Source organism: Streptomyces sp. NPDC057543 (assembly GCF_042801895.1).
GTDB lineage: Bacteria > Actinomycetota > Actinomycetes > Streptomycetales > Streptomycetaceae > Streptomyces.
Window position 1 is genome coordinate 1 of record NZ_JBHVFF010000253.1, and the last position, 13,164, is coordinate 13,164.

The 13,164-nt window shown below is 71.7% G+C and carries 11 protein-coding genes; all 11 read right to left on the reverse strand.

The genetic code is table 11. The annotated features are described in order from the left end of the window. Positions 1-78: 78 nt before the first annotated feature. Positions 79-1,278, reverse strand: coding sequence for an acyltransferase family protein (locus ACFU8Q_RS31665; RefSeq protein WP_384460535.1), 1,200 nt, complete (start codon positions 1,276-1,278; stop codon positions 79-81). 498 nt (positions 1,279-1,776) lie between these two features. Continuing rightward, positions 1,777-2,658, reverse strand: coding sequence for an ester cyclase (locus tag ACFU8Q_RS31670; protein ID WP_384460538.1), 882 nt, complete (start codon positions 2,656-2,658; stop codon positions 1,777-1,779). Between the two features lie 39 nt (positions 2,659-2,697). Next, complete coding sequence (locus ACFU8Q_RS31675; RefSeq protein WP_384460541.1) at positions 2,698-3,906, reverse strand: FAD-dependent oxidoreductase; 1,209 nt, start codon at positions 3,904-3,906, stop codon at positions 2,698-2,700. 46 nt (positions 3,907-3,952) lie between these two features. Further along, positions 3,953-4,948, reverse strand: a complete 996-nt coding sequence (locus ACFU8Q_RS31680) for an aldo/keto reductase (protein ID WP_384460564.1) — start codon at positions 4,946-4,948, stop codon at positions 3,953-3,955. A 70-nt stretch (positions 4,949-5,018) separates the two neighbouring features. Continuing rightward, positions 5,019-6,113, reverse strand: coding sequence for a 3-oxoacyl-ACP synthase III family protein (locus tag ACFU8Q_RS31685; RefSeq protein WP_384460544.1), 1,095 nt, complete (start codon positions 6,111-6,113; stop codon positions 5,019-5,021). Continuing rightward, complete coding sequence (locus ACFU8Q_RS31690; protein ID WP_384460546.1) at positions 6,110-8,476, reverse strand: beta-ketoacyl synthase N-terminal-like domain-containing protein; 2,367 nt, start codon at positions 8,474-8,476, stop codon at positions 6,110-6,112. The genes ACFU8Q_RS31685 and ACFU8Q_RS31690 overlap by 4 nt, the downstream gene beginning before the upstream one ends. A gap of 38 nt (positions 8,477-8,514) precedes the next feature. After that, positions 8,515-9,816 carry a beta-ketoacyl-[acyl-carrier-protein] synthase family protein gene (locus tag ACFU8Q_RS31695; protein ID WP_384460549.1) on the reverse strand — a complete coding sequence of 434 codons (1,302 nt, stop codon included), beginning with the start codon at positions 9,814-9,816 and terminating at the stop codon, positions 8,515-8,517. A gap of 29 nt (positions 9,817-9,845) precedes the next feature. Then, the gene (locus ACFU8Q_RS31700; RefSeq protein WP_384460552.1) at positions 9,846-11,117 is read right to left on the reverse strand and encodes a beta-ketoacyl-[acyl-carrier-protein] synthase family protein; all 1,272 of its coding nucleotides are present in this window, start codon (positions 11,115-11,117) and stop codon (positions 9,846-9,848) included. Between the two features lie 18 nt (positions 11,118-11,135). Continuing rightward, the gene (gene acpS, locus ACFU8Q_RS31705) at positions 11,136-11,654 is read right to left on the reverse strand and encodes a holo-ACP synthase (RefSeq protein ID WP_384460555.1); all 519 of its coding nucleotides are present in this window, start codon (positions 11,652-11,654) and stop codon (positions 11,136-11,138) included. After that, positions 11,626-12,039: an acyl carrier protein gene (locus tag ACFU8Q_RS31710; RefSeq protein ID WP_384460558.1), complete on the reverse strand. Its 414-nt coding sequence runs from the start codon at positions 12,037-12,039 to the stop codon at positions 11,626-11,628. The genes acpS and ACFU8Q_RS31710 overlap by 29 nt, the downstream gene beginning before the upstream one ends. A 72-nt stretch (positions 12,040-12,111) precedes the next feature. Further along, the coding region (gene fabD, locus ACFU8Q_RS31715; protein ID WP_384460561.1) for an ACP S-malonyltransferase at positions 12,112-13,164 on the reverse strand (1,053 nt) is incomplete at its 5' end.

A 13,164-nucleotide genomic window follows, 5' to 3' on the forward strand; every position in this document is an offset into this window, starting at 1 on the left:
GCGCAACTCCTCGGGAGTGGCGCGCCGCCGTCGTAATACCCGGCCGGCCCGGTGCCGGCCCTGATGCCTGACAGATGATCAGGCGTCCGCCTCCGCACGGGCTGCGCGCCGCGAGCGGCTGAACCTGCGCACGAGCGGAGCCTCGACCAGCCGGTAGAGCAGCCAGGACAGCACCACCGAGCCGACGGCCGTGCCGACCAGCATCGCGATGCCCTCCGTGTTGGAGTACATCTCCGTGCCGAGCTGCTTGCGGAGCCAGGACAGCGCTATGTAGTGCAGCAGGTAGAAGGCGAAGGAGATCTCGCCCAGCCAGACCATCGTGCGGTTGCGGAACAGGGTGAAGCGGCCCTCGATGTCGGCGGTCGCCGCGGCCGCGATCAGCAGCGCGACCGGGATGATCATCGCGGCGCGCTGCCCGTAGAGGTAGGGCACGTGGTAGGTGAGCCAGTACCCGCCGGCCAGCAGCACGAACGACGGGATCATGCCGATGTTGCGCCAGCGCCCGTGCTTGACCGCGATGGCGACCAGGATGCCGAGGGCGAAGTCGACCATGCGGACCGGGGGCAGTACATGACTGAACCAGTACGCGGAGACGGAGAGGTCCTGGCCGCTGGGCACCAGCGGGGTCTTCGGGAACGCCGCGTACGCCACCGCCGGGGTGGCACACACCGCGGCGATCGCCCCGATGATCCAGTACTTCAGGTGACGGGGGTCGATGCGCCGGAAGACGGCCAGCAGCAGCGGGAAGCTCAAGTAGAAGAACGCCTCCACGCCCAGCGACCAACTCGGCGGATCCACACTGAAGTTGGTGAAGTAGTCGGGCACCCACACCTGGACCATGAAGAGGTTGGCGACGGCGATCCGTGTGGAGGTGTAGTCACCGGCGAACAGCACCATGGCGAGCACCCAGGCGACCACGTAGGCCGGGTAGATTTTGACGAACCTGCGCCGCCAGAACCCCGTCGTGGTGTCGTTGTCCCGTGCCGACCAGGCCAGTACGAATCCGCTGAGCACGAAGAAGAACGACACACCGAGCCCGCCGGCCTGGCCGAACCAGCCGTACAGCCGGAACTCGGTACGGTCGTCGGCCAGCAGCCGCAGCGGCGGTATCGGCAGGAAGGCGTGGGATGCGAACACGGCCAGCGCGGCGAGGAACCGCAGGCCGGTCAGGGACGGCAGCCGGGAGATCTGGGCACGCTTCGGCTCGGCGGCCTCAGTGGCACCCAGACTGCTTTTTCCGGCCGGCGCGGAGCCGGACAGTACTTGGTCAGTGGCCATGGGACTTCCATTCTCGGGTGAGGTCCGGCAGCGATCCGGTCCTGCGAGGGGGGCGAGGCCGACGCTGTCGAGCGAACGGTGTGACTCGGCGGGACGTGCACGCCTGTCATCGGGTGCTTCTCCTCGAGCGGGGAGTAGCACCCTCCTTGTACAGTCACGCGGTCGTGGCTCACTCAAGAGTTGTTGAAGGATTGAACCGGTTCAGCCGGCGCTGAGTCGGACCCGTACGACTCCCGCCGGCCGTGTGATCGCGCGGAACAGGACCTTCACGGAGAGAGCGGCACGAGAACGACAGAAGAAGAGCGGGAAAGGGGACGGGCCCGCGCCGCCGGGGGAATTACGGCGTGGGCCCGTCGGTCCGGACGCCCCTGCGGGCGGGCCCTCCCGGCCGACGGCCGGCGCCCATGCGGTGAGCAGGATGCCTCCGGGGGGCCGGGGGAGGCCCCCGGTCCGCCGACCGGGTCTGGAAAGCGGACGGGTCGGCAGACAGCGCGCCGGTCAGCGGGATCCGTCGGGTCGGTTCGGGGTGAGTTGCGGCGGCGCCGTCCAGGCGAGACCGGCCGACTCGTAGGAGGTGGCGGGGCAGCCCCAGGGATCCTCGCCGTGGATGTCGAGGATCTGCTCGCGCAGCCACTGGTCGAAGGGGTGTTTCGACCCTGCCCAGCGCTTCCTGGTCCGCTCCGGGTCCGCGGTCTCGAAGTGCACGATCACGTGGTCCTGGTCGGGCCGCGGGTCGATGCGCAGCACCTCGCTGGTGATGCCCAGCCTTCGCCGGGAAGCCTCGTACTCGCGCCGGCGCGGCCCCTGCAACTCGGCGGTGAGCCGTTGCCAGGCCAGGGGTTTGCCGGGCTTCAGCGGCACGGTCCGGGTCACGGACCGGGCACCCTCCACGGTGCGCCGGCCGCCCTTGCGAGGCGCCAGCATCCGCATGCCGAGCGCGGCGAACATATTGGACGCCACGCCGTGCTCCCAGCGTTCAGCGATCCTGCCCTCCTCGTCGAACCGCCAGATGACGATGCCGACAGAAAGGAACGAACGGCCGGTGGGCGCCATGCCGAGCAGTTCGCCCCGATGGGTGCCGCGCCAGGTGTTGTGGATGACGACCAGATCGTCGTGTGCGCTGATGTCCTCGATGGTGACGTGGAAGTCGGGGAACGCCTCACGCAGCCCGGCGATGGTGTATTTCACGCCCTCGGCGCCCTCGGGCGCGCCGGGCAGGCCCGCGTGGTCGACGATGTCCGGCCGGTAGAGCTCGTCCACGATCGAGGAGTCGCCCTGGTTGACGAACTCGGCGAAGACGCGCCGGATGGTCGCCTTGTTCCGTTCCTCGGCGCTTTCCCACACTGTCCGCGCCGGGTTGGTGGTGGCCGCAGTGGTCACAACAGCAGTCCTCTCATCGTGAGCGGGTACGAACGCGGCTCACACCGCGGTGGCGGTGGCGCCGGAGTTCCACCGCGTGCCGTAGGCGACGTGATCGCGTTCCGTGGAGTGGAAGGTGCGGTTCCAGACGAGTCCCATCACCCGGTCGCGCAGCCAGACGGCGGCCGGGTTCTGCAGGGAACCCATCACGCCGATGCGGTGCGCCAGCAACTGCATCGGCCGGGTGCGCTCCTGCCGCTCGGCCTCGTAGGCGCGCAGGGCCTGGGTGACGGTGGCACCGGGTGAGGCGAGGTGCCCGGCCAGCACGAGGCCGTCCTCGATGGCCTGGCAGGCGCCCTGCCCGATGTTGAAGCTCATGGCGTGCGCGGCGTCGCCGAGCAGGGTGACCCGGCCCCGTCCCCAGACGGAGTCGGGCTTGCGGTCCATGACATCGCCACGCAGGATGCTCTCCGGCGTGGTGGCGTCGAGGATCTGCTGTACCGGGTCGGTCCAGCCGGCGTGCCGGGAGCGCAGCATGTCCAGGGTCTGCTCGGGCGTTCCCTTGTCGCGGCCGCCGGCGGGGCCGTCGGCGACACTCATCCAGTGCACGACGCCGGGGGCGATGTCGTAGTACGTGAAGCGGGTCCCCGGACCGAACAGGGCCCGGAAGGTGCCGGGCGGGAACTCCTCGGGACTCATCTTGGCGTGGCCGCGCCAGGCGATGTAGCCGGTGTAGTCGGGAGGCTGGGGGCCGAGCAACTGGGCGCGAACGGCGGAGCGGACGCCGTCGGCGCCGACCAGCAGGTCGCCTTCCTCGGAGGTACCGTCGGCGAAGTGGAGGCTCACCCCGTCGGGATGCTCGGTGTACCCGGTGACCTCGGCGTCGGTGACGACGGGCGCGGTCACGGCGTCACGCAGGATGCCGTGCAGGTCGGAGCGGCCGATGGCGACCGTGGGCTGCCCGTAGCGCTCGACGAACTGGCCCACCGGGTACATGCCGATGGGCCGGCCGGTCGAGGTCGCGAAGTGGCACTCCGACTGAGCGGGGGCGATCTTGGCGACCTGGTCGGCAACCCCGAGATGGGCCAGGGCGAGCATGCCGTTGGTCCAGATGTGCAGTCCGGCGCCGCCGTCACGCAGCGCGGGCGCGCGTTCGAAGACGACGGAGTCGATGCCCTGCTGCTGCAGGGCCAGTGCGGTGGCGATGCCACCGATCCCGCCGCCGGCGATGAGAACGCGGCGTATGGGACGAGGCGTCTGGGCAGACATGTCTTTTCTCCCGGGGGTTCGGGGCGGATGGTTTGAGGACGGGGGCTCAGCGGCTCAGCGAAGCCATCTCCTCGTCCGGATAACGGTTGCCGGCGGTGACGCCGTACGGGGCGATGGCGTCGATCGCTGCCAGGACGTCGCCGGAGAGCTCGACGTCGGCCGCGGAGACGTTCTCCTCGAGGTAAGTGCGCCGCTTGGTGCCGGGAATGGCGACGACGTCCTCGCCGCGGGAGAGCACCCAGGCGAGCGCGAGTCGGACGACGGTGGTGTCGGCCGCGGCGGCGAGATCGCTGAGCTGGTCGACGACGGGCAGGTTCCGGCGGATGTTCTCGTCCTTGAAACGGGGAGCGATGCGCCGGAAGTCGAGGCCCTCAGGAATGTCGGAGGTGTCGCGGATCGTGCCGGTCAGAAATCCGCGGCCGAGCGGGCTGTAGGCCACGAAACCGATGCCCAGCTCGCGCACGGTCTCCAGCACGCCGTTGACCTCGACGTCCCGGGTGAACAGCGAGTACTCGGTCTGTACGGCGGTCAGCGGATGCACTGCGTGAGCGCGCCGAATGGTCGCCGGCGCTGCCTCGGAGATCCCCAGGTGCCGCACGAGCCCGGCCTCGACGAGTTCGGCGAGCGCGCCGAAGCTCTCCTCCACGGGGACGTCGGGGTCGACCCGGTGCAGGTAGTAGAGATCGAGGTGGTCGGTGCCCAGGCGGCGCAGAGTGCCCTCGATCGACCGGCGGATGTACTCGGGGCGGCCGTTGATCCGCCACGTCAGCCGGCCGTCGGGGCCGATCTCGTTGCCCACCTTGGAGGCGAGTACCACCTCGTCGCGGCGCCCGGCGACGGCGCGGCCGATCAGCTCCTCATTGGTGTACGGGCCGTACATGTCGGCGGTGTCCAGCAGGGTGACACCGAGCTCCAGCGCCCGGTCGATGGTGGCCCGTGCCTCGGTCGCGTCCGCGTCGCCGTACCCGAACGTCATGCCCATGCAGCCGAGGCCCTGGGCCGGGACGTCCAGTCCGGGTGTCCCCAACTTGCGGTGCTTGATTGCCACGTGAATCCTCCTGGAGTTGCGCCTCATGACTGAGATGACTTGAGATGGCAGGGATGACAGCTGTTCAGGCCGGGAGCGGTGCCTGCCAGGTCACCGACAGGCCGGTGTAGACGTACCGGCTGGCCTCGATGCCGAGCAGCACGATCCGGTCGCCGGGCCGGATGCGCCCCGAGGTCCAGCCCGCGTCCAGCGACAGCGGCACCGCGGCCGAACCGGTGGCCCCCACATCGGCCAGGTTCTCCACGATCCGCCCGTTGAGCGCCTGGATGTCCTCGGTGGACAGTCCGGCGGACTCGAACTCGTCGGCGAAATAGTCGGCGTTGCCCTCCGGCAGCACGATCGCGTCGAACTCCCCGAGCGTCCGGCCGTCCTTCTGAGCCATCTCCTGGATCGCACGGACGAACACCTGCGGCCCGAACGTGGAGGTGCCGGGCACGTCGATCTTCATCTGGATCAACTGGCGTCGGCGCAGCTGCTCCGCCTGTGGCACGTCCGTACCGCCCCCGATGATCTCCATGCCTGGCTTGCGCAGGCCACCCACGCACGCGTTGACGAAGGCGAACTCGTCCGCCGATTCGCCCGCGGGCTCGGCCCGCATCACCACGGCCCCCGCACCGTCACCGAACGTGTACAGCGTCAGCCGGTCCCGCATCCGCACGCGCGCCGGGTCCTTGCCCAGGAAGTGCGGCGCCAGCACCGGCGATCCGGCCTCGCTGCCCACGACGAGGGCGGTGCGCGCCGTCCCGTCGGCCAGCTGCCGCCGGGCCAGGTCCAGCGCCTGCACCCAGCCCGCGCAGGCCCCGCGGATCTCGATCGCGGCAACGCTCTCCAGGCCCAGGTAGTGCTGCAGGGTGGTGGCGACGTTGGGCAGTGTGTACTCCGGCGTCGCCGTGCACACCACGATCAGGTCGAGCTCGTCGGGCTCCACACCGGCCCGTTCCAGGGCCTGCCGGGAGGCACGCTCGGCCATCCGGCTGTTGTTGATCCGGTGCTCGCCCGTGGCCGGGTCGATCATCCAGTACCGGGTCTTGACCTGGATGCCTTCGAGGACATCGTCCGGCAGCGGCCCGACAAACTTCTCCAGCATGGCGTTGTCCAGCGGCTCGCCGGGCACGTAGGCCCCGGTGGAGAGGATCTTCACGTCGTACGCGGTGGTCATCGGCCGGACTCCGTTACAGGGAGGGGGACGGGGGACAGGACGAGCGAGGTATGGGTGCCGCCGAGGGACGAGCTGTTCACCAGAACCGGGCGGCGGTCCCCGCCCTCGCGCCAGCCGCCGACGGCGAGGACCGCCGACAGGTGGGCACCCGCGCCGACCGGCTCGCCGAGCACCCGCTTCGGAGCCTCGATCCGCACCCGGCCCGTGTCGAACACCCGCTCCACAGCGGCCTGTTCGGGACGGTCGGCGGCGGCCAGACCCGCCGCGCTCGCCCAGACCGCCGCTACGTGGTCCGGCCTGAGCCCGGCGTTGCGCAACGCCTTGCGCATCGCCCGCTCCACGCCGTCGCCGGACGGATCCCAGCGGCCGATGCCGCATGCGTCCGACGCGGTCGCGTGTCCCAGGACCACGGCGTGGATCGGGGCGCCGCGCCGCTCGGCACTCGCCCGGCGCTCCAGCACCAGCGCGATGCCGGCCTCGGCGAGCGTGTACCGGCGCCCGGCCGCCGAACCGAACAGCGGGATGCTGCGATACGCGGCCAGCGTGGCCGGTGAGACCGCCTCCACCGCCGGCACCAGCAGGCGCTCGGCACGCCCGGCACGCAGCATGTCGTACGCGACACCCAGGGCGGCGGCACCCGCCGCATGCCCCGATGTCAGCGTCGACGTCGGCCCTTTGGTCCCCAGGGCCATGGCGACATGGCCGGCCGCGCCGTTGTACACGGTGTTCGTGAACACGGCCGGGTTCGCTTCCTGCACGCCCTTGGACAGCACCGGGACAGTGAATCGCTCGCTGCTCTCCATCGGCCCGATCGCGGTGCCGAGCACCACACCGGTCGCGGCGACGGCATCCGCATCGCCGTCCGCCCCCGCGGCGCCCAGCGCGGCCCGGCACGAGGCGATGGCGAGCTGGGAGACCTTGTCCATGCGCCGGCGCTCCCTGGGGGTACCGGCCGCCGAGCGGTCGAACTCGACCCGGGCCACACGCAGTCCGTTCTCCGGCGCACCCTGCCGGCGCCCTGCCGCGTACGCGTCCCAGAGCGCCTCGGCCCCCTCGCCGGCCGAGGTGATCACGCCGAACCCGGTCACCACGACGTCGTCCGGGCCGACGGCCGAAGCCGGCGCACCGGGGCCGCCGGGGCGGGCGAAGGCGATGGTGGCGTTGGCGCCGGCGAACCCGAAGTTGTTGGACAGCGCGGTGTCCAGCACCATCGGGCGGCCCGTCCCCGCCACCGGGTCGAGACCGCACTGCGGGTCCAGCCCGGTGAAGGACGCGGTGGGCGGCGCCACTTGGTCGCGCAGGGCCAGCACCGTGACGATCCCCTCCACCGCGCCGGCCGCGCCGAGCAGATGGCCGATCATCGACTTGGTGCTGGACAGCGAGATCTTCTCGGCGGCTTCGCCCAGCGCGGCACGCACGGCGTTGCTCTCCGCCGAGTCGTTCTTCTCCGTACCCGTGCCGTGCCCGTTGACGTACCGGATGTCGTCGGGGACAAGCCCCGAAGCGGTCAGGGCCGAGCGGATCGCCCGGGCCGCACCCTCGCCCTCGGGGTGCGGTGCCGTCGGGTGGTGGCCGTCGGCGGACAGACCATAACCGAGCACCTCGGCGACGACCGGGGCGCCGGTGCGCTCGGCCGCCTGCCGCGACAGCAGCAGGAGCATCCCGCTGCCCTCGCCCAGGGTCAGACCCGACCGGTCCTTGGAATAGGGGGCCGCGGGCTGCGGAGAGAGCGACCACAGGCTGCTGAACCCGGCGAACGCCGACTCGGTGAAGGCATCGCTGCCGCCGACGAGCATCGCGTCGGCCGCGCCCGCCCGGATCACGTCCAGGGCATGGGCGAGCGCGTGGGCGCTGGCGGCGCAGGCCGTGTTGGCACTGAGCACCGGACCCTTGAGGCCGAAGGCGGCCGACAGCGCCTCCGCGCCGGCCTGCGGCGGCACGAACGTGTAGCGGTGCCAGTCCGGCGTGCCACCCTCTTGCACCTCGCGCAGGGCGAGTTCGGCGCTGCGCCAGCCGCCGTGGCAGGTGCCGTACGCGACCCCCCAGCGCTCGGCCGGGATGTCCGTGCCGACCCGCAGGCCCGAGCCGGCCATGGCCTCCTCGGCGGCGGCCAGCGCGAAATCGATCGAGAAATCACAGGTGTCGGAGTCCGGAGCGTAGTCGTACCCGGGCGAGCAGGGCTCGGTGATCTCGCCGCCCAAGGTGGTCTGGTAGTGGTCCATGGACAGGCGGCGCACGGGCGAGATCGCCACCCGCCCGGCGCGCACCCCGTCCCACAGGGCCTCGGCCGAACCGCCGTGCGGGGTGATCGCACCCACTGCGGCGATCACGACGCCGACGGTCTGGTCAGGAACGTCAGTCATGCGTCTGCTTCCTTCTATGGACTGGGCTGCTCGGCCGCTCACACGGGCCTGGACAAGGTCAGGGCCACGGCCTGTCCCTCGATGCCCCGGGCCAGCGCCATCGCATGGGACGGCCTGGTCTCCCGGGCGCCGCCGCGGACGTGGTCCAGAGCGCACACCGGGTCGGGATTGTCGAGGTTGAGGGTCGGGGGCACGACCCCGTGATGCAGCGCCAGCGCGGACACGGCGGCGTTCAGAGCACCGCCGCCGCCGACGAGATGGCCGGTCTGCGGCTTGGGCGTGCTGACCGGCACCGACGAGGCGGCCGGACCCAGCGCGGCCCGCAGGGCGATGGCCTCGCCCGCGTCCCCGAGGCGGGTCCCGGAGCCGTCCGAGGCGATGTAGCCGAGGTCGCCGGCGGCCAGCCGGGCGTCCTCGAGCGAGCGCCGCACCGCCCGGGCCAGGCCACGGCCCTCGGGGTCCGCCGCCGGCGGCGTACGGGCGTCATGGCCGGCGCCGTAGCCGGTCAGCTCGGCGTAGATACGAGCACCACGCCGCAACGCCGCCTGCTTCTCCTCCAGCACCAGCAGCGCGGCGCCCTCGCCGGGGAGCCCGCCGCTGCGGTCCCGGTCGTAGGGCCGGTACGCCTCCTGCCCGCGGTCGTTGCTGGTGGTCAGGATGCCGAGCCGGTCCAGCAACGTCATCGACCACCAGCTGGTGGCGTCGTCGTAGCCGCCCGCGATCGCCACGTCCGCGTCCCCGCGGCGCACCGCGCGCATGGCCCGGCCGATCGCGGTGGCCCCGGCGTCCGCATAGCCCGCGAAGAAGGTGCTGGAGCCCCTGATGCCGTACGTCTGCGAGATGTTGAACACCGCACCGGCCGGCAGCCCCTCGACGAAGAACAGCGGCGGCATGATGACGTCGCCGTGCCGGGCGAGGTGCGCCATGTCGGCCGTGCCGTCCGGGCGGCGGATCACCTTCAGTTCCTCGATCAGCTGCTCCATGCGGCCCAGCGACTTGTTGCCGCCGAGATACAGGCCCGCCCGGTGGCCGAGCTCGTCGCCGCCGGCCTGCTTGTGCGGCAGGCCCGCGTCGTCGAGCGCGAGCCGGGCGGCGGCCAGCGCGAGGCGGTCACCGCGGTTGACGGTGCGCAGCTGGCGCCTGGTGGCGAACCGGGTGGCGTCGAACTCGGCGATCTCGCCGCCGAGCCGGGTCTGCAGCGGCGCCGGGTCGTACGCCCGGATCGGGCCGATCCCGCACTCGCCGGCCACCAGCGCCTTCCAGTTGGCCTCGGGGCCCTCGCCCAGCGCGGTCAGCAGGCCGATGCCACTGACGACGACCTGACGTCCGCTGCCGCTCATCGGCGCTCCTCCGTGTCGCTGTCGAGTCGTCATCGCTTCTCCTCGTAGCGCCCCACGACCAGCCCGACGTTGGTGCCACCGAAGGCGAACGCGTTGACGAGGGCGTGCCGTACATCCCGCTCGCGCGCCGCGTTCGGGACGAAGTCGAGGCCGAGCCGACGGTCGGGCGTCTCCTGGTTGATGGTCGGCGGCACCAGCCCGTGGTTGATCGCCCCGATCGCGGTGAACAGGCTCAGCGCCGCGGACGCCGCGGTGAGATGACCGGTCATCGACTTCGGCGAGCTGATCAGCAGCCGCTCGGCGGCGTCGCCGAACACCTTCTTGATCGCCGTGGTCTCCGACAGGTCGTTGCCCGGGGTGCTGGTGCCGTGCGCCACGACGTAGTCGATGTCGCCCGGTTCGAGGCCGGCGTCCGCGATCGACGCCTCGATGGACTCGATGGCGCCGCTGCCGTCCGGCGGCGAGTCGGTCATCCGCCAGGCATTCAGGCTGGTGCCGTAGCCCAGGACCTCGGCGAGAATGCGCGCCCCGCGGGCCCGGGCCGCCTCCAGCTCCTCCAGTACGAGGACGACGCCGCCCTCCCCGAGGACGAACCCGGAGCGCTTGTCGTCGAAGGGGCGGCTGGCCCGCCGCGGATCGTCGTTGTACTCCTTCGTCAGCGCCCCCAGCAGGCCGAAGCACAGCACGTCGAGCCAGGTCGTCAGCGAGTCGTAGCCACCCGCGAGCATGAGCGTGGCGTCGCCCTCCTGCAGGGTGCGAAAGGCCTCCCCGACGGCGTGCCCGGAGGCCGAGCAGGCGGTGGACACACCCAGCATCGGGCCGGTCGCGTCCAGCATCCGGGCCATCGCCGCGGAGGCGATGTTCTGGCTGTAGGCCAGGGCGTCCGAGGGCGCGTACGTGGAGAACGCGTCGTCCCGGCCGGTCCTGTCGCGCAGCGCCCCGACGTCCACCAGCCACTGCAGGTCCGGCCGGTCCACGCACGCGCCCATGGCCACGCCCATGTCCGCGCCGTCGTACGTCTCCTTGTCCACCCCCGCGTCGCGCAACGCCTCCCAGGCCGCGCCCACGCCGAAGGTGCCCGGCCGCAGCAGATGGCGCAGGCCGACCGAGCCGGGCACGGCGTCGTCGAGCCGGAAGCCCTTGACCTCGCCGGCGATCGTCACCTCGAAGCCGGTGGTGTCGATCGTGCTCAACCGGCCGACTCCGCTGCGCCCTTCGGCCAGTCCCTGCCACGTGCTCGGCGCGTCGTTGCCCAGCGGCGTGACGGCGCCCACACCGGTGATGACCACCCTGCGACTCATCGCGGCGCCTCCGTCTCGTCAGGCCTCATGCCGTTCGTCTCCTTCTGCCGTGTGCGTGGTGTGGGCTGGTGCGGTGTGCGGCGCCGTGGGCTGGCACACCATGACGGCGTGTGCGACGGCGAGACCTCCGCTGTGGCTCAAGGAGAGGTCGATGGAGTGCATGCCGAGGGACCGGGCGACCGTCTCGACCTCGCCGTACAGCCGCACCCGGGGACGTCCGGCGCGGTCGTTGACGACCTCGATGTCCGTCCACTCCATGCGCGGGCCCATGCCGGTCCCGAGGCTCTTCAGCACGGCCTCCTTGGCGGCCCAGCGGCCGGCGAGGTGCTCACCGGACCGCTTGCGCCGATAGCAGTAGGCCAGCTCGCGAGCGGTGAACACCCGCTCCCGGAGCTCGGGTTGCGAGGTCATCAGCTCCTCGACCCGGGACACCTCGGCCAGATCCATGCCGGTCCGCACCCGCAGCGGCGGCGGGGCGGGGCCGTCCGGTGACCGCCCCGCGCCCCGCTCACGCGGCGGCGGCGGCGAGGGCGGCACGCTCGGTCACCAGATCCGTCAGGTTCTGCACGGTGAACAGCGACAGCACCTCGTCCGCCGTGAGCTTGCCGGCCAGCTCCTGCACGTCGATCTGCGGCAGCGACTTCTTCAGCTGGGCCAGCCCGACCTCGTTGATGATGTCGTCCGCGTCGGCGAACTCCTCGTCGGGTATCCCGCCCTGGAGCAGCTCGGCGATGTCCGAGACCTTGATCTTCACGTCCGCCGCCTTCTCGATGCGGAACAGGACGTCGAGCAGGTCGATGGACTCGGCGTCCAGATCGCCCAGCAGCGTGGCCTCGGGCACGGCCTCCTCGATATCGATGCCGAGCGCGTCGGCGACCGCCTCCTGGACGATGGTGCCGAAGTCTTTACCGTCGTACGACATGTGTCCTTTACCCTTCGTAGAATTGCTGGAGATGGACGAACCGGGGCGGTGCGGTCGGCGGTTCGCGCGGCGTCAGGACGCCACCGGCCCCTGCCGCTTCTCCGGTGCCAGTTCGCCGTGCAGCGCCGTGAGCCGACGAGGGTCTCCGGTGGAGCGGGTGCGGGCCTCCCCGAGGGTGCGGCGGGCGAGCCCGCTGAGCACCCGGCCGGGCCCGATCTCGGTGTACGCGCCCACCGGGTGCCGGGCGGCCGTGCGCAGCACCTCGACCCAGCGGACGGGTCCGGTGAGCTGACGCCGCAGCAGTTCCCTGGCCTCCTCGCCCGAGCCGAGGTAGGTGCCGGTGACCGAACTGATCACGGGCAGCACGGGATCGGCGAACGGGTGGGCGGCGAGCGCCTCGGTGAACTCCTCCTCCACCGCCGACATCAGCGAGCAGTGGAAGGGCGCCCCCACGTCCAGCGGCACGACCTGGTCGGCACCGGCGTCCAGCGCCGTCCTACCGGCCACCTCGACGGCGTACGCGTGCCCCGAGATGACCGTCTGCAGCGGCTCGTTGTAGTTCGCGACCTGGACCAGGCCGAGGCCCTCGGCGCTGCCGCAGGCGGCCAGCACCTCCTCCGCGGGCAGACCCAGCACGGCCGCCATCGCGCCGGGCACCTCGCGGGCCACGTCGCCCATCAGCCGGCCGCGCAGCCGCACCAGCTCCAGGGCCGACTCCAGGGACAGCACCCCGGCGGCCACCAGCGCCGGGTACTCGCCCAGGCTGTGGCCCGCGGTCGCCGCCGGCCGGTAGCCGGCGGACCGCAGCAGTTCCCATACGGCGAGGCTGGTGGTGGCGATCGCGGGCTGGGTGATCTCGGTGCGGCCGAGTTCCCCGGCACTGCCGGTCACGCAGATCTGCGACAGCGGCAGACCCAGGATCTCGTCGGCCCGGGCGAACAGCCGCCGGGCCGAGGGATAGGTGTCGAGAAGGTGCCTGGCCATGCCGGGCCGCTGCGAGCCCTGTCCGGGGAACATGGCCAGGCAGCCGGTCGTCGTACCGTCGCTGCCGGGGCCGGTCCAACCGGTCATCGGGTAGTCCTTTCGTGGGTCGGTGCGGGGGTGCGCTGCCAGCCGGCCGCGTCC